General features: G+C 57.4%; 23 protein-coding genes. 13 read left to right on the top strand and 10 right to left on the bottom strand.

The features are described 5' to 3' along the window. Positions 1-183 precede the first annotated feature (183 nt). The 3 genes from G6L97_RS16145 (at position 184) to G6L97_RS16135 (ending at position 1960) form a co-directional block, all read left to right on the top strand. The gene (locus tag G6L97_RS16145) at positions 184-1197 is read left to right on the top strand and encodes a substrate-binding domain-containing protein (RefSeq protein WP_174003426.1); all 1014 of its coding nucleotides are present in this window, start codon (positions 184-186) and stop codon (positions 1195-1197) included. Between the two features lie 173 nt (positions 1198-1370). After that, positions 1371-1568 (top strand): hypothetical protein, encoded by a 198-nt coding sequence (locus tag G6L97_RS16140; protein WP_003510923.1) that lies wholly within the window; start codon positions 1371-1373, stop codon positions 1566-1568. Positions 1569-1801: 233 nt separating this feature from the next. After that, on the top strand, positions 1802-1960 hold the full coding sequence (locus G6L97_RS16135; RefSeq protein ID WP_035251458.1) for a hypothetical protein: 159 nt from the start codon (positions 1802-1804) through the stop codon (positions 1958-1960). Between the two features lie 3 nt (positions 1961-1963). On the opposite strand, the gene G6L97_RS16130 is transcribed toward G6L97_RS16135, so the two are convergent. Beyond that, positions 1964-2539 (bottom strand): DNA-3-methyladenine glycosylase, encoded by a 576-nt coding sequence (locus G6L97_RS16130; protein ID WP_111789852.1) that lies wholly within the window; start codon positions 2537-2539, stop codon positions 1964-1966. A gap of 97 nt (positions 2540-2636) precedes the next feature. On the opposite strand from G6L97_RS16130, the gene G6L97_RS16125 reads away from it, so the two are divergent. From G6L97_RS16125 to G6L97_RS16110, 4 genes are all read left to right on the top strand, one after another. Then, a complete protein-coding gene (locus G6L97_RS16125; RefSeq protein ID WP_019564682.1) occupies positions 2637-3020 on the top strand; it encodes a hypothetical protein in 384 nt (127 codons plus the stop codon). Further along, the gene (locus tag G6L97_RS16120) at positions 3017-3802 is read left to right on the top strand and encodes an SDR family oxidoreductase (protein WP_174003423.1); all 786 of its coding nucleotides are present in this window, start codon (positions 3017-3019) and stop codon (positions 3800-3802) included. The genes G6L97_RS16125 and G6L97_RS16120 overlap by 4 nt, the downstream gene beginning before the upstream one ends. 156 nt (positions 3803-3958) lie before the next feature. After that, positions 3959-5014, top strand: a complete 1056-nt coding sequence (locus tag G6L97_RS16115; RefSeq protein WP_013761584.1) for a L,D-transpeptidase family protein — start codon at positions 3959-3961, stop codon at positions 5012-5014. A gap of 19 nt (positions 5015-5033) precedes the next feature. Next, positions 5034-5819 (top strand): L,D-transpeptidase, encoded by a 786-nt coding sequence (locus G6L97_RS16110; protein WP_025595664.1) that lies wholly within the window; start codon positions 5034-5036, stop codon positions 5817-5819. A 110-nt stretch (positions 5820-5929) separates the two neighbouring features. Here G6L97_RS16110 and G6L97_RS16105 read toward each other — a convergent pair whose 3' ends face one another. After that, positions 5930-7750 (bottom strand): methyl-accepting chemotaxis protein, encoded by a 1821-nt coding sequence (locus tag G6L97_RS16105; protein WP_174003420.1) that lies wholly within the window; start codon positions 7748-7750, stop codon positions 5930-5932. A gap of 146 nt (positions 7751-7896) precedes the next feature. Beyond that, a complete protein-coding gene (locus G6L97_RS16100) occupies positions 7897-9231 on the bottom strand; it encodes an aspartate aminotransferase family protein (protein ID WP_003510911.1) in 1335 nt (444 codons plus the stop codon). Positions 9232-9377: 146 nt separating this feature from the next. On the opposite strand from G6L97_RS16100, the gene G6L97_RS16095 reads away from it, so the two are divergent. Next, positions 9378-9926 carry a cupin domain-containing protein gene (locus tag G6L97_RS16095; protein ID WP_003510910.1) on the top strand — a complete coding sequence of 183 codons (549 nt, stop codon included), beginning with the start codon at positions 9378-9380 and terminating at the stop codon, positions 9924-9926. A 21-nt stretch (positions 9927-9947) separates the two neighbouring features. On the opposite strand, the gene G6L97_RS16090 is transcribed toward G6L97_RS16095, so the two are convergent. Next, positions 9948-10157 (bottom strand): hypothetical protein, encoded by a 210-nt coding sequence (locus G6L97_RS16090; protein ID WP_141680512.1) that lies wholly within the window; start codon positions 10155-10157, stop codon positions 9948-9950. Positions 10158-10542: 385 nt separating this feature from the next. Here G6L97_RS16090 and G6L97_RS16085 point away from each other — a divergent pair, with 385 nt between their 5' ends. From G6L97_RS16085 to G6L97_RS16075, 3 genes are all read left to right on the top strand, one after another. Continuing rightward, complete coding sequence (locus G6L97_RS16085) at positions 10543-11223, top strand: sugar transferase (protein WP_003510909.1); 681 nt, start codon at positions 10543-10545, stop codon at positions 11221-11223. A 195-nt stretch (positions 11224-11418) separates the two neighbouring features. Then, the gene (locus G6L97_RS16080; protein WP_013761580.1) at positions 11419-12705 is read left to right on the top strand and encodes a polysaccharide biosynthesis/export family protein; all 1287 of its coding nucleotides are present in this window, start codon (positions 11419-11421) and stop codon (positions 12703-12705) included. Positions 12706-12712: 7 nt separating this feature from the next. Further along, the gene (locus G6L97_RS16075; RefSeq protein WP_003510903.1) at positions 12713-13981 is read left to right on the top strand and encodes an O-antigen ligase family protein; all 1269 of its coding nucleotides are present in this window, start codon (positions 12713-12715) and stop codon (positions 13979-13981) included. 19 nt (positions 13982-14000) lie between these two features. Here the strand turns inward: G6L97_RS16075 and G6L97_RS16070 are convergent, their stop codons facing one another. From G6L97_RS16070 to G6L97_RS16050, 5 genes are all read right to left on the bottom strand, one after another. Next, positions 14001-14495, bottom strand: a complete 495-nt coding sequence (locus G6L97_RS16070; protein WP_003510901.1) for a hypothetical protein — start codon at positions 14493-14495, stop codon at positions 14001-14003. Positions 14496-14632: 137 nt separating this feature from the next. Beyond that, the gene (locus tag G6L97_RS16065; RefSeq protein ID WP_174003416.1) at positions 14633-15997 is read right to left on the bottom strand and encodes an HlyD family type I secretion periplasmic adaptor subunit; all 1365 of its coding nucleotides are present in this window, start codon (positions 15995-15997) and stop codon (positions 14633-14635) included. An 8-nt stretch (positions 15998-16005) separates the two neighbouring features. Next, complete coding sequence (locus G6L97_RS16060; protein WP_013761577.1) at positions 16006-18228, bottom strand: type I secretion system permease/ATPase; 2223 nt, start codon at positions 18226-18228, stop codon at positions 16006-16008. Positions 18229-18304: 76 nt separating this feature from the next. Then, positions 18305-20326: a hypothetical protein gene (locus tag G6L97_RS16055; protein WP_174003413.1), complete on the bottom strand. Its 2022-nt coding sequence runs from the start codon at positions 20324-20326 to the stop codon at positions 18305-18307. 151 nt (positions 20327-20477) lie between these two features. After that, complete coding sequence (locus tag G6L97_RS16050) at positions 20478-21440, bottom strand: hypothetical protein (protein WP_035199459.1); 963 nt, start codon at positions 21438-21440, stop codon at positions 20478-20480. Positions 21441-22348: 908 nt separating this feature from the next. Between G6L97_RS16050 and G6L97_RS16045 the strand changes: the two genes are divergently transcribed. Next, positions 22349-23119, top strand: coding sequence for a helix-turn-helix domain-containing protein (locus tag G6L97_RS16045; protein WP_060642288.1), 771 nt, complete (start codon positions 22349-22351; stop codon positions 23117-23119). 59 nt (positions 23120-23178) lie between these two features. On the opposite strand, the gene G6L97_RS16040 is transcribed toward G6L97_RS16045, so the two are convergent. Continuing rightward, positions 23179-23529: a hypothetical protein gene (locus tag G6L97_RS16040; RefSeq protein WP_060642287.1), complete on the bottom strand. Its 351-nt coding sequence runs from the start codon at positions 23527-23529 to the stop codon at positions 23179-23181. Between the two features lie 396 nt (positions 23530-23925). Here G6L97_RS16040 and G6L97_RS16035 point away from each other — a divergent pair, with 396 nt between their 5' ends. After that, the gene (locus G6L97_RS16035) at positions 23926-24948 is read left to right on the top strand and encodes a UDP-glucuronic acid decarboxylase family protein (protein ID WP_013761571.1); all 1023 of its coding nucleotides are present in this window, start codon (positions 23926-23928) and stop codon (positions 24946-24948) included. Position 24949 lies beyond the last annotated feature (1 nt).

Below are 24949 nucleotides of genomic sequence, written 5' to 3'. Positions count from 1 at the left end.
TCTGTCAATACTCTTTCTTATGGCGTGGAAATTGGGCATCTTCGGGTGTTGCCACGGAGGGTTTGCCTTTCGAAACGGCGAACTGTAAGGTTTCAGATGGGAATAAATTGAAAGCGATTTCAATTTTTGTCCGCTTGAAAAATCTGCGGCGGCGACGCATGCAGGAGCAAATTGGCAGAAAACATGAAGCTCAAGGAATTCGCAGAAAAGGTCGGGCTGTCGCCCACCACCGTCAGCCGCGCGCTTGGCGGCTATCCCGAGGTGCGTGAAGAAACACGCCAGCGGGTGATGGATGCTGCGCTGAAATACGGCTACCGTCCCAATGCCAACGCGGTCAGGCTGGCAACAGGCAGGGCTGGCGCCATCGGTGTCGTGATGGGCCGTTCGGGCGGCGGGCATTTCTTTTCGGAATTCATGGGCGGCATGGCGACGCGGCTGGAAGGCGAAGAGACCGACATTCTCGTCAGCGTCACCGTCGACAATAACATTGAGGAAGAGCTTGCGATTTTCAGCCGGCTGGCCTCGAGCGGACGGGTGGATGGCATAATCGTGCATTCGCCGCGTCCGGAGGACGAGCGCATCGCGCTGCTCAATCGGCTGGGCGTGCCTTTCATCGTGCATGGCCGCTCGAAGACGGCGTTCGAGCACGCCTGGCTCGATATCGACAATCATGATGTGACGTATCGTCCGACAATCCATTTTCTGGAACGTGGCCACCGTCGCATCGCAATGATCAACGGCCCGACAGGCCGTACCTTTGTGCAGGACCGCGAACAGGGTTTTCGTGATGCGCTCGCGACCCATGGCATCACGGCTGATCCGCGCCTCATGATGAGCGAGCATTTCAGCGAAGATGCCGCCTTCCGTTTCGCCCGCTCGCTGCTGGAGCAGACGCCGCGCCCGACCGCCTTCGTCGCCGGCGCGATGATGACGGCGCAGGGCGTCTATCGCGCGGCAACCCAACTGGGACTGGTGATCGGCAAGGACGTGTCCGTCATCGCCCATGACGACGTGTTTCCTTACCTCACTCCGGAAAGCATGATGCCGCCGCTTTCCACCACCCGCTCGCCCATGCGCATGGCCGGCATGCGGGTTACGGACCTGCTTCTGCAGATCGTCGGCGGCCGTCCCGTCCGCGAGGTTCAGGAATTGTGGCCGGTCGAACTGATCTTGCGGGAATCGGTCGGTCCAGCCTGACCTCGTCGCCATAGCTCACTGATTCCATTCCATTTTGTGAACGTCAATTGATTGCCGTTCGTCTTTCATCGCCTATACGGCAGCGTCATCTCGTGTATAATCGAAGCTGCACAGGCCTTTTGGAACAGGACCTGGGCCAGCGCGTTGAGGGGACGTGTTGAAGGAGGTGACCGATGTTTGAATTTTTAAAGCCGCAACAACAGACTGTGATCGATGATGTGGAGGCAACCGGTACCTATGCCGATGCGCTGCTCAACGTACCCAGCCCGGAACTGACCCGTTCCACCGCTCGCGAACACGGCCATGAGGCCCACTCCCGCGACTATTGCGAAAACCGCGATATTTCCCGCAGCTCGCTCGGTTTCGCCTGAGCCCTCGCAACAGCTTCCCAAAAAAAACGGAACTGACCGGCGTTTCCCTGCGTTTGCCCTGTACAATCCGCAGGGCGGCGCAATGAAACCGAAGGGACCTGACCGGCATTTGACCGATGGGCGAATTCGGTCTTGCGCCGCCTGAGGAGGGGCGGCGCGCCCGCGTTGTCCCAGCAGATGAAAGCGCATTTCAATTCCGCATTGGACGAAAGCGCTTATATCCAGGAGCTGCAATGCCAACTGTTCCCGTTGAACCCTATCCAGACCCGCCAATGCCGGTGCCGCCACAGCCGGATATACCGCCGGTCAAAGAGCCGGAGCCCGACAGGCTGCCGGACGAGGCGCCAAACCCCAATCCAGATGAAAACGACGGACCGCCCAAGGTCTTGTAGGTTTCAGGCCTGTTCGAATTTCTTGCTGAGGAAGGCCGAGCCTTCAAGACCAAACCGCCACGGATAATCCTGCGCGCGGCTTATGCCGATGCGTCTGCCGCTGGTAACGGCGGCGGCCTCCTTTGGCAGACGGAGGAAAAACGGCGGGCGGTCCAGCGCTGCTCCGTCCATTTCTCCGGTAATGGCCAAGGCCTGACAAAGCCTGCCGGGGCCGGAACATAACAGTTTCAGTTTGTCAGTTCCTCGTCGCAGTTTCATCATGTCTATGCCGGTGAGGGGTTCGATGGCACGCAGAAGCACGGCGGAGCCCGGAGCGCATACGAAGTTTGCGCACCAGTGAATGCCATAGGACCGGTAGACATAGAGATGGCCAGCCGGGCCGAACATCGCCTTGGTACGTGGGGTCTGCCCATTGAAACTATGGGATGCCGGATCATCAGGATGATAGGCTTCGGTTTCCACGATGATGCCGCCGGTATTGCCAACGCGGAATTCCACGCCGATGAGGGCGCGGGCAACGTCAACGGGATCGCGCTGAAAGAAGCGCTCCTGCATTTCCGGGCCCAAGGCCTGATCCATCTGGAACCCCTTCTGCTCTGCCATCGTTGTGAATTCAGGTTTCAGTGTGTTGTCGCATCGGATTACGCCGATGCTTTTTCAAATCGGAGGGCATGTCATGCAACTTTCTACGACCTATGTAAAACGGGATAACGGAGTGATTTCCGTGGAATTTGTCGGCAGCGACGGCGATCAGGTCTCGGTCCGCCTTGCCGACGGTCTTGATGGCATTGACGATGCGGAGGCCATCAAACGCGCGAGCGCGGTGATGGTTCAGCTGACGGCATTCGGAACGCGTCAAGGCGCCGATGCGCCGTCGCAGTTTTCAGCTCTCGGCACGGCGCAGGATGAAGTCCCGCACGGTCAGGCGAGCGCCCGCACATCGAAGGATCGTGACATTCTTGAAGAGGAACTGGAAGAGGGGCTGGAAGACAGTTTTCCGGCGAGCGACCCCGTCTCGGCAACGGTCACCTCGATCGCGTCTAGAAAAGGAGGGCTGTGACCTTGGCCACTGGTAAAGTCGCCCTCGTAACCGGCGCTGGCTCCGGCATTGGCCGGGCTGCTGCCCTTCATCTGGCTGCGGAAGGCTTTTCCGTAGGCCTTCTCGGCCGTACCGAAGCTGAATTGCAGGCGGTGAAAAATGAGATTTCCGCCTTATCCGGCGCTTCTAAGGTCCTCGTCGCCGATGTCGCGGAGGAGGCAGTGATGCGACACTCCGTTGCAGAGCTTGCGGATGCTTTCGGCCGTCTGGATGTCGTGGTGGCCAATGCGGGCGTCAACGGCGTCTGGGCGCCGATTGACGAGCTGACGCCTTCGGAGTGGGACGATACGATCCGCATCAACCTGCGAGGCACCTATCTCACTATCCATGCCAGTGTGCCGCATCTGAAGGCGGCAGGTGGCGGCTCCATCATCATCGTCTCTTCCATCAACGGCACACGCACTTTCAACTCGCCGGGCGCTACCGCCTATTCGGTGACGAAGGCCGGGCAGCTTGCCATGGCCCAGCAACTGGCGCTGGAGCTCGGGCGTCATCGCATCCGTGTCAACGCGGTGTGTCCGGGCGAAATTGAAACGGCGATTGACGAAAATACCGACATACGCGGGCGCGACAGGACCGAAGTGCCAGTCCGCTTCCCGGCGGGTGACATTCCGGTCACCGGCGGGGTTGCAGGGACGAGCGAGGATGTTGCTGCATTGATCGGTTTTCTGGCATCGGACCAGTCGCGCCATATCACCGGAACGCCGGTATGGATCGATGGCGGGCAGGGGCTTCTTCGGTAGCGGCAGTTCCATCACAGGCTTGTGTGCGTATGATTAACGAATGGGTAACGTCTGTTCACGAGACTTTGTCCTTGCGGGAGGTTGCCGCCATATGGCCACCTTCGCTAGTTAAGCCTCTGCCACAAAGGCGGGCAAATCGGGCGGGCAGAACGATCCATGGGTATGAATGCATTGCTGAACTTCGCAAGTGCGGGGCTGCGGCGCAGGGTAAAAGCGGGAATGAGAATAGCTGCGGTCGTCGCGATCGGCAGCGGTCTCGCCGCGTGCACCTCCATGGGTCTCGACAGCGTCAAAAAGGACCCGCCGAAGCTGTCATCCAAGATGATGGCGCAGATGTCTGCCAAGAGCATGCGCCCGGAAAGCCCGGTTCTCGTTCGCATTTTCAAGCAGGAAAGCGAGCTTGAGGTCTGGAAGATCGACAAGACCGGTAATTATGCGCTGCTCAAGACCTATCCCATGTGCCGCTGGTCCGGAAAACTTGGCCCGAAGACGAAGACGGGCGACCGGCAGGCGCCGGAAGGATTTTATCATGTCTCCGCAGGCATGCTGAACCCCAATTCGCAATATTACGTCTCCTTCAATCTCGGCTATCCCAACCGGCTGGAATCGGCGCTTGGTTACACCGGCGAAGCGTTGATGGTGCATGGCGCCTGTTCTTCGTCGGGCTGTTACGCGATGACCGATCAACAGGTCGGCGAGATTTATGCGGTCGTGGCGCGCGCGCTGCAGGGCGGGCAGGACCGCTTTCAGGTTCAGGCCTATCCCTTCCGCATGAGCGCCCGAAACATGGTGGCGAATCGGGACGATCCCAATATGCCCTTCTGGAAGACGCTCAAGGAAGGCTATGACTATTTCGAGGTAACGCGCCGCCAGCCAAAGGTTTCCGTTTGCGGCCGGCGATACGTTTTTAACAGCGAATTTGCCGGCGGTGAGCCTGCCGATCCGCTGGCGGCCTGCCCACCTGCGATAAACCAGCCGGACCCCTTGGTGGCGTCGAAAATGGCCGAAGAGCAACAGAAATTTGCCGCCGCGATGAACGAGGGAACTTCTGCCCCGGTCAGCGCGTATGTAGACGGCGGCATGCACCCAAGCTTCCGTGCCATCCTGAAATCCAGTGGCGCAAAGGCCATGGCATCGCAGGTCTCCGGCACGAAGTACCCTATAAGCCGCCCCGAGGCGGCGCTGGCAGATCCCTTTGCCAGCGCAAGATGACGCAGATGAGGTTTTTCAATTGAACGACACGACAACGACCCGGCGAGGTTTCCTGCTTGGAGCGGGCGGATTGGCGCTGGCCGGCCTTGCAGGCTGTAACACCACCGCGCGTGAGGCCACACGGCCACCAGCCCCCGCCGACGACCCGATGTATGCCTTGATGTACGGTCCGAAGCCCGACGAGCAGTTTCCGTTGCCGGAAATTCCCTACAAGCGGATCCCGCGCCAGTTCCTGCGGCAAATGGTGGAAAACCCCACCGGTGAGCGTCCCGGTATCATTGTGGTCGATACCGCCAACCATTTCCTTTATCTCACCTACGAGAACAATCAGGCCATGCGTTACGGCGTCGGTCTCGGCCGCGCGGGCTTCGAATGGGCCGGACGCGGCGTTATCCAGTACAAGCGTCAATGGCCGCGCTGGACGCCGCCCGACGAGATGATTGCCCGCCAGCCTGAGCTGGAACCCTATAGCGGCCGCAATGGCGGCATGGAGCCGGGCCTCAAGAACCCGCTCGGTGCGCGTGCACTTTATATCTTCAAGGACGGCAAGGACACGATCTACCGTCTGCACGGCTCGCCGGAATGGTGGACGATCGGCAAGTCGGTTTCCTCCGGCTGCGTGCGTCTGCTGAACCAGGATATTGTCGACCTCTATAACCGTGTGCCTGATGGTACGCCGATTGTGGTGACGGCGCTCGGGCCGGCACAGCAGGGTGTTCCTATCGGGCAGGCGGGCGTGCCCGTGGCGCAGTATGGCGGCGGCGTGGTCGGCGACGGCCTGTCGCAACCAATGCAGACCTATTGATATACAAAATTTCCAGCCGCCTGAGAGGGCGGCTGGAAATGGCGAATGAATGAAGGCGCAATCACAGCGCTTCGATAATGCTGCTGCCGGCGCGATCTGCGGCAGCGACCTCAGGCCACGCGACGGGTAACGTCGCGGCTACCGGCACTTTCCATTTCCAGACGGAACCGCGATACAAGCGAGCGCAGCTTTGCCGTTTCGGCGGCGAGCATTGCAGAAGCCGCGGTGGACTGCTCCACCATGGCCGCATTTTGCTGGGTGGCATGATCCATGGAGTTTACCGCCGCGTTGATTTCGGCAAGACCGGTCGATTGTTCGGTCGCCGATGTGGCGATGGCGTTCATATGGCGATCGATGCCGGCGATACGCTCGCCAATCTCCTTCAGCGCCGTGCCGGTGTCGAGAACCAGTTTCACGCCGCTTTCCACTTCCGTCGAGGATTGCCGGATATGATCGCGGATTTCGCTTGCGGCCTTTGCTGCGCGCTGGGCGAGATCGCGCACTTCCTGCGCCACTACCGCAAATCCCTTGCCGGCTTCACCGGCGCGTGCGGCTTCCACGCCTGCATTCAACGCCAGAAGATTTGTCTGGAAGGCGATCTCGTCTATGGCGCCGACGATGCCGGTGATCTGCCGGGACGAGGTTTCGATGCGGCGCATCGCCTCTTCCGCATGGCTGACAACCTCCACAGATTTCAGTGCGCTGTGGTTGGCATCGGTGGCGGCGAGCCGCGCTTCGGCGGCACGCTTGTTGGCGTTTGAAACATTGACCGTGATTTCATCGAGCGCTGCTGCGGTCTGTTCCAGAGACGCTGCCTGATTTTCCGTGCGGCGGGAAAGATCGCCGGCACCTGCGGCGATTTCCCGGCTGCTGCCGTCAATCGTGCTGATGCCATCGGAAATGGCGAACAGCGTTTCGCCGAGTTGACGCACTGAGCTGTTGAAATCGTGTCGCAAGGCCTCGAATTGAGGGGCAAAGGGCTGATCGAGCTGAAAGGCCAGATCGCCCGATGCCAGCCGTTTCAGTCCTGTCGCAAGACCGGAAGTGGCGATGCGCAGCCGCTCAGACGCATCGTCCTCCGCTTGCTGTCGCGCGGCCGCCTGATCGGCTTCTGCCTGCAGTCTGGCTGCTGCGGCCTGTTCTTCGAGCGCCCGATTGGCAATCGCCGCCTGCCGGAATATTTCGACCGCGCCGGACATGGAGCCGATCTCATCCTTCCGGTCCATGCCGGAAGGAGGTTGTGACGTGTCGCCGTTGGCAAGGATTTCCATCGTCTTCGACAGGCGCAGGATTGGACCCGTTACCGTTTTGCGGGTGATGATAAAGAGGCCTACGCAGAAGAGCGTCGCCAGAACCAGCAGCCCTTCTAATACGAGCTCGATTACCGCCTTCGTCTCCTGGCTTTCCGCGACAGTTGCTTCGGAAAGCGCTTCGATCTGTTCGCTCGCCGTTTCCATCGCGGTTTCGAGAGTGGTGAACTGGCGCATGAAGTCCGGAATCATTTTTGTCGCCGCGCCCGGATCGGCGTTGACGAGGCCAACCACCGTTTTGGCGCTTTCAAGATAGGACTGAAGCGGTTTTTCAACGCTCTCGATAACGGCTTTGGCGTTCGTACCTTCGGTAAGCGCCTTGTTTAGCTTCAATGCTTCAAGGAAAGTGGCTTCATGTTCGTCAAGCTCGGCCTTTACCGCGTCGAACGACAGGCCCATCGTATCATTCGTGGAAAGAATGGCTGCCAGCACGTCTGAGCGCAGCGCATCGTGCATCATGTCGGCTCGCATATGATTGTGAAGTATCTCGGCGGACCGCGATACATCCGTACTATTGCGATTGAGCGTATTCGTCGCCCAGATACCGACCCCCGCCGCGCTTCCGGTGATGGAAAAGATCGCAATGCTTGCCAATATGATTTTTTTCTGAATCGACGCCATGAGGCCATTCCCGCTCGGTTGGTTATACTATGGGAAATTAATAGAATATGCTTAAGAAATGATCTATTTTTGTTGCGGTCTTGATAAATGCAAAAAAAAGGCTGCAATAGAAATTGCAGCCTTTTATTTATTAGAGATTTATACTTTTAATCCGCTCTTTTCAGCGCGTCGCCCAAGATCGAGACGATATCGTCGAAATGGGATTTTTCGGCGATAAGCGGCGGCGAAAGGGCAATGATATCGCCCGTGACGCGAATGAGCAGACCGCGCTCGAAGCAATCCACGAAAACGTCATAGGCGCGTGCGCCGATAGCTCCATCACGCGATTGCAGCTCGATGCCGGCGATGAAGCCGATGGTGCGGATGTCGATGACATTGGGCAGGCCCTTCAGCGAATGGATGGCGTCGTGCCAGACATCCTGCATTTCTGCCGCGCGGGTAAAGAGCCCTTCGTCGCGGTAGATGTTGAGCGTGGCGATGCCGGCGGCGCAGGCAACCGGATGTCCGGAATAGGTATAGCCGTGGAACAGCTCTATCTGGTTGTCAGGCCCATGCATCAACGCATCGTGCACCTTGCGGCTGGTAAAAACCGCACCCATCGGGATTGCGCCGTTGGTCAGCCCCTTGGCGGTGGTAACGATGTCAGGCGTCACGCCGAAGTAGTTGCTGGCAAAGGACGAGCCCATACGGCCGAAACCGGTGATAACCTCATCGAAGATCAACAGAATGCCGTGCTTGTCGCAGATGGCCCGCAGGCGCTCCAGATAACCCTTCGGCGGCACCAGCACGCCGGTGGAGCCGGCAACCGGTTCAACGATACAGGCCGCGATTGTTTCGGCCCCATGCAGAGCAACCAGCCGTTCCAGATCGTCTGCCAGTTCGGCACCATGCTCGGGCTGGCCCTTTACGAAGCTGTTTTTCGCCAAATCGTGGGTATGACGCAGGTGGTCGGCCGGGATTTGCGGAAAAACACGGCGGTTGTTGACAAGGCCGCCAACGGAGATGCCGCCGAAACCGACGCCGTGATAACCGCGCTCACGGCCGATCAGACGGCTGCGGGTGCCCTGACCGATGGCGCGCTGATAGGCGATCGCAATCTTCAGCGCCGTATCGACTGATTCAGAACCCGAGCCGGTGTAGAACACGCGGTCGAGCTTCGCGCCTTCCGGGCCAGGCGCGATTTCCGCCAGCCGCTCGGCGAATTCGAAGGCGACGGGATGGCCCATCTGAAACGAGGGCGCATAATCCATGGTCGAAAGCTGGTGTTTGACGGCGGATGCAATCTGGTGGCGGCCATGGCCGACATTGACGCACCACAGGCCAGCTGTACCGTCGAGAACCTGACGACCGTCATTGCTGGTGTAATACATGCCCTCCGCGCTCGTCAGCAGGCGGGGATTGGCCTTGAACTGCCGGTTGGCGGTAAATGGCATCCAGTAGCTGTCGAGTGAGGTGGAGTTGGATCGGTTGGGGTTGTCCATAACGGTTCTCCTGTTCGGTGCCGGTGATTGAAAGCTATTTTCCGGGCTGAACAAGCCCTTTTCTCGCTGTGGCCAAGCCATTGAAAATGTTATAGGCGGGAAAGGTAGTTTTCGATATTTCGAACAACGGCAACGGGGGATCACGCATGTCGGTGGATATAGGCGGGCGTTTGCGCCATTTGCGGCTGCGTCACAATATTTCCCAGCGTGAACTGGCAAGACGTGCTGGCGTTACCAATTCGACGATTTCCTTGATCGAATCCAACACCTCCAACCCGTCCGTCGGCGCGCTGAAGCGCATTCTCGACGGTATACCGATCGGCCTTGCCGAATTTTTCGCCTACGAGCCGGAGACCAGCCGCAAGGCATTTTACCGCGCGGATGAACTTGTCGAAATCGGCAAAGGACCGATATCCTTCCGGCAGGTGGGCGAAAATGTTTTCGGCCGCAGCCTGCAAATCTTGAAGGAATGTTACCAGCCGGGTGCCGATACCGGCAAGGTGCCACTGGTCCACGATGGAGAAGAGGGTGGTATCATCCTCTCCGGGCGTCTGGAGGTGACGGTCGACGAGGAGCGGCGGGTTCTCGGTCCGGGGGATGCCTATTATTTCGAAAGCCGCAGGCCGCACCGCTTCCGTTGCGTTGGTCCAGTGCCGTGCGAGGTCATCAGCGCCTGCACACCACCCACCTTCTGATTCTATGGCTTTCGCGTAAAGTCACGCCGGAATGGTGGTCGGACCGTTGCAGCCGGAGATAATATGGTCCAGCCGGAGAGATTTTCTACGAGCCGACCGAACTTTGATACGGGTTCCTGCCATTATTTTGCCGCTTTTGCGCCGCTTTTGCAATTTTTCCATCGCTTTTTCTTGGCGAAGTTGGCGTGCCGGCAAAAAAATCCCGGTTAATATGTCAAATTTTATATGCATTGCCACAATCTTGCTGCGCTGCAAAAAAATTTAATATTCTTCCTGACGCATGGCTGTTCTTGGCGTTCCTGTCTCACCTGATTAAGTCACAAGAAACATATAAGAAAAGACTATCTGTTGTCGAAAACGCAATACATGCGGGAGCGGCACCCATGCTCTCAACACATGGCCGCCGGCACATTTGTTGCTTTTTTATGCAACCGTTAATATTGCCCTGACGTTGATCGGCCGCTCTCGCAAGAAATCGCATAGACGGTCAGGGGCAATGTGCCTTACAAAAAATCCATTAGCATCAAATTCAGAACACAGACTTGTTATCTCTTTTAGACGGAAAGACACGCCTCCGGGCACCGACCAATCGCAAAACATAAATGGAGTTCTCTCTATGAAGTCCGCGACCCAATCGGCTGAACAGACACTCAGCAGTTCCGAAGACTTCGATGTCAGTTTCCCTATCGGGGGCATCGCAAAACGCAGCTTCGATATGACATCGGCCCTGCTTGCGCTGCTCATCTTCAGCCCGATTTTTCTGTTGATCGCCGCACTGGTGAAATTGTCCGATCCCGGCCCGATCTTTTATGGGCACCGGCGTGTGGGACATAATGGCCGCTATTTCCATTGCCTGAAATTCAGGACGATGGCGATGAACGGTGATGAAATGTTGCGGCAATATCTTGCCGCCAATCCGGAGGCTGCCGAGGAATGGCGTGCGACCCGCAAACTCAAGAATGATCCGCGCGTAACCGCAGTTGGTGCCGTGCTGCGAAAGCTCAGCCTTGATGAGCTGCCGCAGCTTCTCAACATCATCCGCGGCGAAATGAGCGTCGTTGGCCCGCGCCCCGTCGTCGACGAGGAGCTGAGCTACTACGAAAGCGATGCCGCCTATTACCTCAGCACCCGTCCGGGCCTGACCGGCCTTTGGCAGATCAGCGGCCGCAATGACGTAAGCTACAAGACCCGCGTGGCTTTCGACACGCAATATGTGCAGAACTGGTCGATGCGACAGGACGTCTTCATCATCGTCAAGACCATTCCCGCCGTGTGCCTTTCACGCGGAAGCTACTGAAAACCGATATTGAGTTTGGCTTTATCGATCTTTGTTTTGCCACGCACCCTGACCGGGATCCCAAGTCCGGTCTTTGGGTGCGTCATTGGTGCAAATCATAATGGCCGCTTTTTTGCGGCGCTGTGCAGCCGGCACCGTCCGGCTGCTCTATCGCCTGATCGCCCGCGCGGCGATCCGCAAACAGGGAGTTTCCCGATGAACGGTCCTATTGCCGTCGCTAGCCGTCCGCTTGCAAAAAGAACCGCCGGACGCACTTTCTCCGCCCTTCTGCTTGTCGCATCCGTCGCATTTGGAGCGCCGCTTTCCGCAATGGCTGCGGAAGGCGCTCAATACAAGCTTGGCACCGCCGACAAGCTGCGCATCCGCGTTGCCGAATGGCAGCCGGCCGATGGCAGCATCCGCAACTGGGATGTCATCAACGGCGATTATTCCGTCGGCCCATCCGGCGCGCTGTCGCTGCCCTTCATCGGCCAGCTGGATGTGGCGGGGAAGACGTCCGCAGAGGTCGGTGAGGCGATTGGAGCCCAGCTTCAGAGCAAGTTCGCCCTTCGCAACCTGCCGTCGGCTTCTGTCGAAATTGCCCAGTTCCGGCCGATCTTCCTCAGCGGAGATGTACAGACGCCAGGCGAATATCCCTATGCTGCCAATCTCACGGTGTTGAAGGCCGTAAGCCTTGCCGGCGGGTTGCGGCGCTCCGATGCCGGGCAGCGTTTTGCCCGCGACTTCATAAATGCCCGCGGCGACGCAGCCGTTTACGACAACCAGCGCGCAAGGCTGCTTGCCCGTCAGGCGCGGTTGATCGCCGAGGTCAAGGGTGACACGGTCATCGCCAAGACGCCGGAGATGGAAAAGATTGCCGAGATCGACGCGCTTCTCGCCAGCGAAAGTGCGCTGATGAAATCGCGCACCGAGCGTTACACTTTGCAGCTCAAGGCACTGACGGATCTGCATGCGCTTCTGGAAAGCGAAGTCGAATCGCTGAAAAAGAAATCGGAAACGCAAAACCGTCAGCTCGAGCTTGCCAATGAGGACCGAGACCGCGTCAACCGGCTGAACGAGCAGGGCCTTGCACTATCGCAACGGCGTATTTCCGCGGAAGAACGTGCAGCGGAGGTGGAAGCCGCACTGCTTGATATCGACACGCAGTCATTGCGTGCCAAGCAGGATATCAACAAGGCGACCCAGGATGAAATCAACCTGCGCAATGACTGGGTGGCACAGCGCTCCAAGGAATTGCAGGACACGGAAGCGGAACTCGACAAGCTCAATCTGCAACTGGGTACAAGCCGGGAATTGATGTCGGAGGCGCTCGCACAATCGGCTGAGGCGATCCGTTTCGATCCGTCGGGAAAATCCGCGACAATCAGCTACGTCGTGGTGCGTGAGGAAAACGGCAAGCCGAAGGAAGTGAAGGTGGATGAAAACGCCATGCTTCAGCCAGGCGACGTCATCAAGGTCTCGTCCGAAATCCTGATGCAGTGAGGTTTTCATGCGGATCGCCAAATCGGCACTGATCGATCCCGAACGCAATGAGGTCTACGGAATGGCGGCGATTGCGCTGTCATTCTTCGTTTTCGCCTATTCGTCGCGTTTCGGGCAAATCTCGATTCTGGCCTATTATGGCATGTGGCTGCCCCTTGTAGTGGTCAATTACCGGCGCGTGCTGGGTAACTATCCGCGCTATCTGTGGATATTCGCCTTCGGCATCCTGACCGTGCTGTCGAGCTTCTGGTCGGAGGCAGCATCGGTCACAATGCGCGCTTCCATCCAGTATATGACGCATATCGTCTGTGCACTTATCGCCATGCGGGTGGTGTCCATCCGCACGCTGACGCGTGGGGCGTTGATCGGCATCACCGTCATTCTGCTCTATTCGCTGCTGTTCGGTGTCCACCTTTTCGATGCGCTTGATGGAACCTACAGTTTTGTCGGGGCTTTCTCATCGAAGAACCAGCTTGGCTTTTACGCCTCGCTCGGCGTCATTTTCGCTGTCTCATCCGTGCTGATCCTCAAGCAAAGGGGTATCTGGCTGCCGATCGCGGGCATCACCGGGCTCCTATCGGCCTATAGCCTAATTGCTTCGCAATCGGCCACATCCACCATTACCACGGCGGCGGTGGTCGCCCTCATCATCGGTTTCATCCCGATTGGCATGCTTTCACCCGCCAACCGCAAGATGACCTTTTTCGCACTCGGCGGTATTGGCATATTGCTGGTGGTCGCGTCCCTGCAGTTCGGCTTGCTTGATGCCATTCTCGGCCTTTTCGGCAAGGATTCGACACTGACAGGACGCACCTATCTCTGGCAGCAGGGCATCGAAGCGGCAAAGCAGACACCGATCCTCGGCGTTGGTTACCAGGGGTTCTGGGTGGTGGGTTTTGCCGATGCCGAGCGCCTGTGGAACGACTTCTTCATTACCGGACGCAGCGGCTTCCATTTTCACAACACCTATATCGAGACGGTGGTGGAGAATGGCATCGTCGGCATGGTTCTGCTCGGCATGGTGCTTTACGGAACGCTGCTCGGCCATCTGCGCTCGGTCCTGATGCGCCAGCGCGATCCGCAGGGCGTCATTCTCTTTGCCATCTGCGCGCTGTTCGTCGTCCGCTCCTTCGTGGAGATCGATATCATCTTCCCATTCCAGATCGGTTCGTTCCTGCTGTATTTCGCCGCCGGAAAACTGTGCCTTCCGGCGAAAGCCACGCAGAACAGCGAAACTCATCCCGCGATTGGCGTGCGGTTACAGACGCGAGCCTGAGCATTCGCTCTGCCCGATCCTAGAGGTAATCCGATGAGACGTGCGGGCTGGCGTGGATGAAACTCCACATGTCCTTGCTGACAGAGACGATGTCGGCGATGGATTTTTCGAGGTGTTCGATTTCTTTCTCGTCCATGCGTTCTACCTTGCCGTAACGGACCTGGGTTTCGTCCTCCACCAGTCGCATGAGCTGAGTGGTGGCAATTTCGCCCTTTTCGTCGAAGGAGTAGATGCAATGATTGTATTTGTTGCGCGTTTTCGATTCTTTCTTGAGCCGCGCCATGATGGAGAGAATGGTCTTGCGATCCGGCGCTGGCGTTGAGGGAAGTTTTGCCAGACGCTCGATGAGATCCATGCGCGCGCGCGTGGTGTTGAGCGTCAGAAACACGACGATGGCCGCTTCCTTCTCCACTTTCAGGAGATGTACGATCAGATAGATCATCAGGCTTTCGGTGTTGGTCCACACGTAATTCAGCCTGCCGACCATCAGCAATATATCCGACATTGCCGCCATGCTGTTCTCCCGCCCCACCAGACATATACTGGCATTCTATGCCGATCTGGACGGGATTGACAGTGTAGGTCCTTCTGCGTTCCGCATTTTCCAGACGCAAAACCGCCGTCCAACCTTCCTGGAAAAGCGGTATTTCTTCATCTTTCCTTGAATGCTCGGGACATGCTCTCGGAGATAGGCTTGGTCAGATATTCGAAGAAGGTTCGCTCCGAAGTCTGGATCAGGACATCCGCCGGCATGCCGGGAACGGGATGGAAATTATGGACCTTCGCGATCTCCTCGTCTGAAACCTGCACGCGCACGATATAGACGTCCTTAACCTGCAGGCCTGCATTTTCCTCGATGCTATCGGCGGAGACGTAAAAGACCTTACCGTTCAGAACAGGCGTGGTGCGGCGGTTCAGTGCCGAAAGGCGGATCGCTGCCGTCTGGCCTTCATGCAACTGGTCGATGGAGGTTCTCAGAACCTGCGCCTCAAGGATCAGGGGAACGTGGGCGGGCAGGATTTCCATGATTGGCTTGCCGGTGGTGATGACGCCGCCTGCCGTGTGGTAATAGGCGCGCACCACGGTACCGTTGACGGGGGAGCGGATGACGGTGCGTTCCAGCACTTCGGCGGCACCGCGCACTTGCTCGCGCACGCTGTCCAGATCGGCTTCTGCGGTTTCGAGCGCGTCGAGAGCAGCCTGCTTGTTGGCGTTGATGGCAATGACCGCTTCCTGCTTGAACTTGGCGATTTCAGCCTCGCTCTGGTTCATCTCGCCGGTCAGTCGGGCGATATCGCCCATGGCATCGGCAATGGCGCGCTCCAGCGCCAGCACGTCGGTCTTGCGGATGACACCGTCCTTGGCAAGCCTTTCCTTGGAATCACGCTCCTGGGTCAGAAGTGCCAGTTGACGGTCGAAGGACTGCTTCTGCCCCTCATAGCCTGCATAACGAAACTCCAGCGACTTGATGTTCTTTTCGATGAGATTCAGTTGCTCGTCGAGCTTCACGATTTTGCTGTGGAACACGATGTTCTGGCTCTGGATGATGGATTTGATATCAGGATCGCTGGCTTCCTTCATGACGATGTCAGGCACCTTGAAGCTTTTTTGGCCCTGCGCCTCGGCGCGCAGGCGCGTGACGATGGTTTCGAGGCGAAGGCGTCTCAGCTGGAACATGCGCTCGTTGGCGAGCGCCGTCGTCTTGTCGAGCGTCAGAAGCACGTCGCCTTCCTTGACGGTGTCGCCTTCGCTGACCATCATTTCCTTGATGATGCCGCCCTCCAGATGCTGCACGACCTTGTTGTTGCCTGTGGCGACAAAGCTGCCCTGGGCAATGATGGCGGCGGAGAGCGGTGCGGTGCCGGCCCAGTACCCGAAGCCGCCGAAGGAGGCGAGCAGCACGGCAAGACCGATTGAACTGTGGAGGCGAATGGAACGTGGCACTTCGCTGTACCACTCAAGCTGGCCCTGGGGTTTTACCTCTGCGACGGCGACGGCGGTTTTTTTCTTGAACATGACGATCCTCAACCCTCGATCTGCGGAGACTGGCTACTTTGCCGGCCATTGCCGGAAATAGCCTTCAGTACGTCCATCCGTTCGCCGAACATGGCGACCGATCCGTCCTTCAGCACCATTATCTTGTCGACGCACTGAAGAAGTGCGGGTCGCTGGGTGATGGTGACGGTGGTGATGCCCTGTTTCTTGGCGTGCAGAATGGCTTTTGCCAACGCCTGTTCGCCCTGCGTATCAAGGTTGGAGTTTGGTTCGTCCAGAACCACGAATTTGGGATCACCGAAGAAGGCGCGGGCAAGCGCGATGCGCTGCTTCTGGCCGCCCGAAAGCGGTGCGCCATCGGCGGCAACCACGGTTTCGTAACCCTGCGGGAAACCGGCGATCAGCTCGTGTACGTCAGCGAGCACAGCCGCCTCGTAGATCTGCCGGTCTTCAACATCGTCACGCATGCGACAGATATTGGCCTTGATGGTGCCGGGAAACAGCTGCACGTCCTGGGGCAGATAACCGATGCTTTCACCGAATTGCCGCTGGTCCCAGTTGCGCAGGTCCATGAGGTCAAGGCGGACATTGCCGGAAGTGGGAAGGATGGAGCCGACCAGCATCTTGCCAAGCGTCGTCTTGCCGGAACCGGAATTGCCGATGATGGCGAGGGATTCACCTTTCTTCAGCGAAAAGGAAATGCCGTTCAAGATCACCTTCTTCTGCGGCGGCGGCACGAAAAGGATACGTTCCACATCCAGACGCCCTTCCGGATTGGGCAGGCGCAGACGCGGGAAATTGAGCGGTGAGGTGATGAGAAGCTGCTTGATACGGCTATAGGAGGCTGCAGATTTGTTGAACTGATGCCAACCCTCGATCGCGCCTTCGATGGGCGCCAGCGCGCGGCCGGAAATGATGGATGCTGCGATCACCATGCCGCCGGTCAGTTCGCCTGCGAGAGACAGATGCGCGCCCCAACCCAGCAGTGCGACCTGCGTGATCATGCGGGCTGCTTTGGAAACACCTGAGAACATGATGTTGCGATCCTGCGCCGCCACATGCGACTTCAGTGATCCGGCTGTTTCACGACCCCACATCTTCACGGCCTCTGGGATCATCGCCATGGCATTGATGATCTGCGAGTTGCGCGACATGGAATCGAGATGGAAATTGGCGCGGCTCAGATAACCGGAGGCTTCCGCGAACTGTCTGGCGGTGAAGCGCTGGTTCAGCCAGGCTATGATGAACAGCACCGCGCAGCAGACCATGATGATGATGCCGAGATGCGGATGTACAAGATAAACCACCACGATGAAGAGGGGCATCAACGGCGCATCGAGAAAGGCGATCAGGGTGCCGGAGGTAATGAAGGAACGCAGCTGCTGCAGGTCCTGCAGAATCTGGTAGTCCTTGCCGCTGCCATGCAGGGAGGCACGGGCCGCTGCCGACAGGATCGGCGCTCCAAGCTGCACTTCAAGCTCGACAGCGGTGCGCATCAGGATGAAGCGCCGGATGGCGTCCATGAAGGCTTGCAACAGAACCGCGCCGAGAACGGCGACCGTCAGCATGACGAGTGTATCCATGGAGCGGCTTGTCAGGACCCGGTCCGAGATTTGAAACAGATAGAGCGGGATGGCAAGCAGCAGAACGTTGATGGCGATGGTGAACAGCATCACGATCGCCATGTTGCGCCGTATCGCGGCGATGCCCTTGGCGAGGCTGGCGGCGAAATTGACGGGTTCACTGCGCTTGTGGAAGCCGCTCTGGCTTCCGCCGCCGCCTCCGCCACCGCCGCCATTCTCCGTCGGCTCCTTGCCGTTGCCGCCGCCGCCCGTCACCGGACGGCGCTCGTTTTCACGGATAGGCCCGTCATTATTGTCGATGGTCTTGACGAAGGGCAGGTCGGGTGCGCTTTTCAGCTCGGTATTGTCCACCTTTGCTTCCGGCTCCGGCGGTGAGGCGGGGCGCCGGTCTTGCTGCGGCGGCACTGGCCTTTCCTGCGGAACGTCACGCATTTGCGGTTGTTCGGCGTATGGGGAATGTTGTGGAAGGGGCCGGGGCGGTGTGATCTCAGGGGAGGGCGAGGCTGCTTTCACGGTCGGTTCCGCGCCGGACAGGTGACGCAGGTTTTCGACGGCCTCGTTTATGGCCGAAATGCAGGCATCAGTCAGCTTGCTGTCTTCCGCATCCTGATCCAGCGGCAAGTCCAGCGAGTGCCCGGCGGTAATGGTTTTTCTTGAAATATGATCCATTTTTTTATTAATCCCCTCGGTGATCTCGCGGTTTCTGCGGCTTTGGCGGCGGGTGTTTCTCCCCGCCTGTCAAAACCTATGCAGTGACCGCCTGCATGACGTCGGATGAATGCGCGCTCGACCACGACATGTCGTGACCGGCGTTGATGACGCCATCGGATTCATTCTGAATGGTGGCGGGATCGTCGTGCAGAAACGCGATCACTTCGTTTGCCAGCTGCTGGCCTTGGTGACCCGGTTGCGACGCATCATTTTCGATGATGCCGCCCTGTATAAGGATAGCATCCGAATAAAGCCCGCCTGAGACGTAGGTGGTGGAACCGAAGCTGTCGTAATCGATAATCTGCGCGAGATTGATGACGGCGTTGCTGCCGGTATCGATATGGATCGTGACGTTCTCGTTGTTTTCCAGAATCTTTGCGGCTGCCTGCGTCACATAGTCGGAATCGCCCAGCACGCTCACCTGTTTGATGATGCTGACGTCATAAAGATTGCCAGTGATGTAAAGGACGTTGATCCCCTGATAGCCCGCAAAATTGGCATCGTGGGCAAGCGCGTCCGGCATGTTCGGATCACGCTCGTTAATCGCTTTCACCGTCTGCGCCATATAGTCCGGCATGGTTTCGAAACGGTCGTTGCCACCGACATTGTGGATGCTGGCGTCGTTCCACAACAGGTTGTTGCCGGACTGAACGGTGGCGCCCTCAGGCGCGTCGGGGTTGGCGCGGATCCAGTCATTGTCGTAAAGCACGGCGATCTGGCTGATGAGGTTCATGTCCAGCACATTGCCGCCGACGATGACCAGATCGTACTGCATGCCGATGCCGAGGAAATTGGCGATGTTGAGGGCAGCGTTGCCACCGCTCAGCAAGCTGACGCTGGCACCCGAAGAGGTAACCGTCAGTGTGTCGTTGTCGCTGATGAACTGGTACTGCTCGATCCAGTGGACGAAAGACACGTCTCCCTCGAGGACGCTGACACGCCAGGCAGTGGGAAATATTGGCGGTTCACCACTATCGTGGCTGCTATCGGCGCTTTCTGCACCCGGATAGACACTGCGTGAGAAGGTCGCAATATTGTAGGCGGCGGTTGCGTCATGGTCTTCGGACTGCGTGAAAACGGAATCGACCTCATCGCGGTCGCTATAGACATAGGCCTGGGTGATTGCATCGATCTGGTGATAATCGCCCATGACGGTGGTGACGGAGGCCATGACGGCAGTATTGACCAGCGTTGCTATGTTGGCGACGACATTTGCGCCGGCAGCCACATCGAGGCTGTTTCCGGCGGGGCTATCCTCATGCAGCGAAACATCGCTCTTTTCAGGCTCTTCAGCGGGCTTGGCAATGCCACGATCCGGCATGAAGTCGTCGAGCATTGGCTTTTCGCTTGCCATGGAGCCATTGATGTAGAGGCCGTTGATGTCATTGCCGGCGAGAACGAAATCCTGTTCCGCGCCGGTTCCAAGGGACGTCACGTCATTTTCGCGCGCATGGTCGATATAATCATGTGCTGATTTGGCGAGCGCCTGCAACGCGTCGTAGCTGTCGGTGCGCTGGAAAACGGAAAAGGGCGTGAAGACGGCTGCTTCGTTATGGAACTCGACGGTGCGCTGGGTCACGAAACTGGTGTCGCGCGCCACATTTGGGCCGTCCGTCATGTTCAGATAGTCGTCGTCCTGAAGAATGTTGACCTGCGTGACATGCGCGATAACCGAGCCAGGGCCGGTGTGCACCACCAGTTCGCGTTCTTGCTCAAAGGAGACACTGCCCGGAAAACGGAAATGCGCGGCTGACATATCGACCGGTATCGCATTTGCAAGCTGCTGCATGTCGTGTTCGACCATGCGAGCGAAATGCGGTTGCAGATAGTCGAAGTCGTAATAGCCGGCGCGATATTTAACGCCGGGATCGTAATCCTGAAGCTGCAAGTCGTAGGTCTTGTCTAGCAGTCTTGCCGCGTCATCATCCGACAACCGGTCTTTGTTCGCGTGTGCCGTGCCTTCGGCATAGTTGCTTCTTAGACGCGCTTCCTCGATCACCGTGTCGAACAGGCCGATGAAATGCGCAATCATGTCTGAAATTCTGTCGATTTGCATTGCAGGTCCCTCCCTGATCATCGCGGCAGAGCCTGGGCGGCGGGCGGCACACGTCCAAGAGGCGGTGCTTCGTCTTCGCGCAAACCCGGTCCTTCAACCGCAAACTGCACCGGCGAATGCCGGTGCAGCTTTTTTCATAGAGAGGTACTCGTCAGGAGCCGCTGTCCTCGCCGGTATCAGAAACATGCGAGTTACCGCCTGTGACCGAGACATCAACGGCATTGGAGAGCATGTTGGCGCCCTGCACCAGTTCCAGATGGAAGCCGGAGTTTGCAAGGATAGCCGATGCATCTGCAGTGCTGGTACCCGCAGCGTCGTCGCCAGCCTTGAGGTCCCATCCCTTGCCGTCCATGCCTTCTGCGCCAAAGGCGTCGCCGGCATTCGCGCTCAGGTGGTTCTGGGCACCACCATTGTCCATCCTGACATCCCAGGCCTGATCCTGATCCGCCAGGTGGTTGGCCTGCACAAGGCTGAAGCCCGTGTCGTTGCCTTCGCCGTTGAGCGAGCTGTTGAGGATATTGTCGACATCAAGTGTGAAGGAGAAGTCGTCACCGAGGTTAAAGGTGAGGTCTCCGCCAGCGATGCCGAGATTGCCGACATCCTTGACGCCGGCGATGTTGCCGAAGTCGTCATCCGACTTGTAGAAACTGTCAGCGGAGTTGAAGCTGTCGGAAGTCGTCGTTGTTGTTGTTGTCGTGTCGTCGTCGGAATAGGAGAAGGTCTTGGTGTCCGTATCCGTGACCGTCTTCACGTTGGTGTCGTTGTCGCTGTACGACTTGCTTTCATAGCTCCAGTCGTAATCGGTCTTGATTTCGGTGCTGGTTTCGGTGCTCGTCTTTACGGTCGTATCGTTGTCGCTGTAAGACTTGCTGTCATAGCTCCAGTCATAGTCGTTGTCGCGATTGTCGCCGTTGCCCACTGCAACGTCGATTTTGGCGTCAACATCCACATTGGTGCTGTTGTCGCTGTTGTCGTTGTTGCGGTTTTCACCGTTTGCGGTGCCGACGTTGCTGTCGTCCACCTTTGCGTCATTGGTCGAGGTGTTGGCGAAACCCTCCGAAAGCGCGCCAATCTTGGTGATGTCGTCGCCCGCAGGCTGTGGATTGTAACCCATGTCGATTTCCTCCGAAAAAGCTCGGAGCAGCTTTCGAAATCCCTCTCATCTAAAACGGGATTTTTTCGCGCTTGCTCCGCGTTGCACAAAGATTGATGTTCTGCAGATGCACTCGGTACGTCTCATCTGCGGCTTGGCATCGGCCCGTAACCGGGCTCTTCTCGTTCAGCCCTTGTGCGCTACTCGGTATTAAGGCGCACAAATCCGTTCCTCGCTCCGTTGGGAGCGCGGTGGCTTCGTCTTTTTGCTTTCGTTATGTCTTGAAAAGGAACCGGCGTTTGCAAACACACGTCAAAGGCCAGGGTTGTCTTTCCATCGGTCACTGTTTGCAGCGACGGTCAGACTGTGCAGCAGAAAAATCGCGCTTCCTAGCTATCAATTCGGGCTAAACATATCGGCACCCTTACCACCAATATATATGTCGGAAGGCGGTCGCATGGAGATTTGCCGCCGGTTCAGACGCAAATAATCGCGCTCAGGCCGGGAAAAGCTGCTTTTTCTAAAAATGTAGTCAATGGCGGTGAGAAGGGTCCCTATCCCGAAATGGCACATTCCGGAAGCTCCTTTGCCGGGCAGGTATGTAAAGGGATATCAACCAAAAGTTATATTTTCCCGGATTGCAAAACCGGAGCGAAAGCTTTTCCGATGTGTTTGTTTTTACACTGGTTCCGGGCTCAACGATTCATTACGGGCGTAACCAATTTTGTACGTCAATTGCAAGAAATAACCCATTTGGGCCATTTCTTTGCACAGCTTTTCGTATTAGCCTCCTTAATTAACGGGTAATTAATGATAGTTGACATGGCGTGAAGCGGGAGTTGCCCCATTTGTTTCTAGGGGTATCCCGGCGAATGACAGAGCACACAACCAAAAAGAACGTAATGCGTAGCGCTTTAGGGGAGACGTCGATGTTCATGGGAACTTCAGATTATGCGGCAAAACAAAGTGGAGCCGTTGCGCCTATAAATGGGACTTTATTGATCATCGCGGATCCGGACCTGTTTTCCGAGTGCCTCGTGGAGGCGCTGGGCAAAAAGTTCCCTACATTCGCTGTGATGAGCGTTATGTCGTCGGCAACGATCGACGATGACTATGGCGCCGATGTCCGGCTGGTCCTGCCGTACCGTATGTCGGGCGAGCGGCTTCATAGCGTTCTTTCGGCAGTCCGCGAAAAGCATCCGGATGCCCCAATTGCACTTGTCGTCGAAACCATCGACAAGTTTGAGGAGCCGCTGAAGCAACTGGTGGGGATGCGTATCATCGATGGCGTGCTGCCGCTTAATCTGCGGCTCGACGTTTTCATGGCGGCGGTTGATCTCCTCATGAAGGGCGGGGAGCATTTTCCCGCTGCCCTTCTCGGCAAGCTCACCCCCTATTCCCAGGCCGTGAACGGCAAAAGCGTTCAAAGCAACGCCGTGATCGCCAACCGCGCCGACGCTCTTGCCGTCAGCAAGAGTGAAATGGCGGCGCTGACGACGCGCGAGGTGCAGATCCTCGACCTGCTTTGCAAGGGAACGCAAAACAAGATCATCGCCGACCGGCTTCACCTGTCCGAGAATACCGTGAAGGTGCACGTTCGCAACATCTACAAGAAGATGAATGTGCGCAACCGAACGGAGGCAGCGTCGCGCTTTTTTCACAAGGACGACGACGCGGCTATCTCCGGCTGGAGAAACTGAACATCTGGCGGCCCGATGCCGCAAGGACGCCAGTTTCAAGCAGAGGTTATGCCTGAGGCTTAGGGCCTCAGGAAGCAGCGGGACTTCTGACCAAATCCGCTCGGTGAGCAGATATAGGGAGAAGAACCGGAATAGGAATGCCGCGGCGATATCGTCGGTGTCTCGTAAGTATCGGCAACAAGCGTGACGGCTGCGTTGCCTGTCTTGTCATAGCCGTAGGACGCCTTGGCTGGAGCAACCCGGCTCTTGATCGTCGCCGTATTAGCAGATGCGGTCTTGATCAGAACGGCATCTTCAACGACGGAGCACGAGGCCGTAGCGAAAGTGAACGTCGCAAGTGCGGCGGCAACAAGTGCAAAACGACAGCGGCGGGCCGCTTTGCTGTTATGGGAATAAGGCATTTCATTCATGATGTATGTCCCCTGAAATCGACTAGCTGTCGCATCTCGCCGGGTGGTTTTGCCCCGGTGGACCGAGCCTTACAAAACCAGAATAGTCCCGACTGGTTGAGCGAAGCTTGCGCTAATGCTCAATAAGAAAGGCATAATGGAGGCGTAGTTAAAAAGTATTAAATCGAGTGATTAATACGAGTAATTCGGGGTAATCAATTGTAATATTTCGATAAAATAAAGTTGACCTGTTTTATGACGCGCCTATCATAAAAGTTGAAATATACCGAATCCAAATATTAAAACCTCCAGAAGAAATAAAAACCGGAGGTGACATTCGAAATATCCTGCAATCTGGAGTTTGATCTAGTTCAAGTCGAATCAGCCGGGCTGGTTCCTCATTGGGAGGAGTGTGTAATGCGTAATTTCGTTCCCAACGACCATGACAACGGCGCTACAATCTATTCCGAGTGGCGGCCAGGCCAGCGCGTTCTGGTCAACGGCGGGGCTGGTTTCCTTGGCTCCCATCTTTGCGAACGTCTGTTGGCTTGCGGTCATGAGGTGATCTGTCTCGACGATCTTTCGACTGGACGGACCGTGAATGTTGAGCATTTGCAAGCCAACAAGCGGTTTTTGATGGTCGAGCATGATGTCCGCAAGCCCTATGACATCGACGTCTCGCTGATCTTCAACTTCGCGTCGCCGGCCTCGCCGCCGGACTACCAGCGTGATCCAGTCGGCACCCTGCTTACCAATGTGCTTGGCGCGGTCAACGTTCTCGAAGTCGCTCGCAGATGCGGTGCAACCGTGGTGCAATCCTCGACATCGGAAGTCTATGGCGACCCGCTCGTCAATCCGCAGCCGGAAAGCTATTTCGGCAACGTAAATACAATCGGGCCGCGAGCCTGCTACGATGAGGGCAAGCGCAGCGCCGAAACGCTTTTTTTCGATTATCACCGCTTTTATGGCGTCGATATCAAGGTTGGGCGCATCTTCAACACCTATGGGCCGCGCATGCGCCCCGATGACGGGCGGGTGGTCTCCAACTTCATCGTCCAGGCGCTGAAGGGTTCGGACATCACCATTTATGGCGACGGCAGCCAGACGCGCTCCTTCTGCTACGTCGATGATCTGATCGACGGGTTCCTGCGTTTTTCAGCTAAGCCGAAGGATTGCACCGGACCGATCAATCTCGGCAACCCGACTGAAATTCCGGTGCGGCAGCTGGCCGATATCGTCATCCGCATGACGAATTCCCGCTCGCGCATCGTGCATCTGCCCGCTGCGATCGATGATCCGCAGCAGCGTCGTCCCGATATTTCGCGTGCCAAGGAAATGCTCAGATGGCAACCGCGCGTACCGCTCGAAACCGGTCTGGAGAAAACCATCGTCTATTTCGATGCGCTGCTGGCCGGCAAGAAGGTTGCGGAGGCCGTATGAG

The organism is Agrobacterium tumefaciens, from assembly GCF_013318015.2.
Taxonomy (GTDB): Bacteria; Pseudomonadota; Alphaproteobacteria; order Rhizobiales; family Rhizobiaceae; genus Agrobacterium; species Agrobacterium tumefaciens.
The sequence above is the reverse complement of the archived record's forward strand: the minus strand, read 5'-3'. Positions and strand labels throughout refer to the sequence as shown.

Excerpts from the sequence above, each read along its gene's own strand:
- G6L97_RS16145 (WP_174003426.1), top strand. The coding sequence starts at position 184 with ATGAAGCTCAAGGAATTCGCAGAAAAGGTCGGGCTGTCGCCCACCACC.
- G6L97_RS16140 (WP_003510923.1), top strand. The coding sequence starts at position 1,371 with ATGTTTGAATTTTTAAAGCCGCAACAACAGACTGTGATCGATGATGTG.
- G6L97_RS16135 (WP_035251458.1), top strand. The coding sequence starts at position 1,802 with ATGCCAACTGTTCCCGTTGAACCCTATCCAGACCCGCCAATGCCGGTG.
- G6L97_RS16130 (WP_111789852.1), bottom strand. The coding sequence starts at position 2,539 with ATGGATCAGGCCTTGGGCCCGGAAATGCAGGAGCGCTTCTTTCAGCGC.
- G6L97_RS16125 (WP_019564682.1), top strand. The coding sequence starts at position 2,637 with ATGCAACTTTCTACGACCTATGTAAAACGGGATAACGGAGTGATTTCC.
- G6L97_RS16115 (WP_013761584.1), top strand. The coding sequence starts at position 3,959 with ATGGGTATGAATGCATTGCTGAACTTCGCAAGTGCGGGGCTGCGGCGC.
- G6L97_RS16105 (WP_174003420.1), bottom strand. The coding sequence starts at position 7,750 with ATGGCGTCGATTCAGAAAAAAATCATATTGGCAAGCATTGCGATCTTT.
- G6L97_RS16100 (WP_003510911.1), bottom strand. The coding sequence starts at position 9,231 with ATGGACAACCCCAACCGATCCAACTCCACCTCACTCGACAGCTACTGG.
- G6L97_RS16095 (WP_003510910.1), top strand. The coding sequence starts at position 9,378 with ATGTCGGTGGATATAGGCGGGCGTTTGCGCCATTTGCGGCTGCGTCAC.
- G6L97_RS16090 (WP_141680512.1), bottom strand. The coding sequence starts at position 10,157 with ATGCATATAAAATTTGACATATTAACCGGGATTTTTTTGCCGGCACGC.
- G6L97_RS16085 (WP_003510909.1), top strand. The coding sequence starts at position 10,543 with ATGAAGTCCGCGACCCAATCGGCTGAACAGACACTCAGCAGTTCCGAA.
- G6L97_RS16080 (WP_013761580.1), top strand. The coding sequence starts at position 11,419 with ATGAACGGTCCTATTGCCGTCGCTAGCCGTCCGCTTGCAAAAAGAACC.
- G6L97_RS16075 (WP_003510903.1), top strand. The coding sequence starts at position 12,713 with ATGCGGATCGCCAAATCGGCACTGATCGATCCCGAACGCAATGAGGTC.
- G6L97_RS16070 (WP_003510901.1), bottom strand. The coding sequence starts at position 14,495 with ATGGCGGCAATGTCGGATATATTGCTGATGGTCGGCAGGCTGAATTAC.
- G6L97_RS16065 (WP_174003416.1), bottom strand. The coding sequence starts at position 15,997 with ATGTTCAAGAAAAAAACCGCCGTCGCCGTCGCAGAGGTAAAACCCCAG.
- G6L97_RS16060 (WP_013761577.1), bottom strand. The coding sequence starts at position 18,228 with ATGGATCATATTTCAAGAAAAACCATTACCGCCGGGCACTCGCTGGAC.
- G6L97_RS16055 (WP_174003413.1), bottom strand. The coding sequence starts at position 20,326 with ATGCAAATCGACAGAATTTCAGACATGATTGCGCATTTCATCGGCCTG.
- G6L97_RS16050 (WP_035199459.1), bottom strand. The coding sequence starts at position 21,440 with ATGGGTTACAATCCACAGCCTGCGGGCGACGACATCACCAAGATTGGC.
- G6L97_RS16045 (WP_060642288.1), top strand. The coding sequence starts at position 22,349 with ATGTTCATGGGAACTTCAGATTATGCGGCAAAACAAAGTGGAGCCGTT.
- G6L97_RS16040 (WP_060642287.1), bottom strand. The coding sequence starts at position 23,529 with ATGAATGAAATGCCTTATTCCCATAACAGCAAAGCGGCCCGCCGCTGT.
- G6L97_RS16035 (WP_013761571.1), top strand. The coding sequence starts at position 23,926 with ATGCGTAATTTCGTTCCCAACGACCATGACAACGGCGCTACAATCTAT.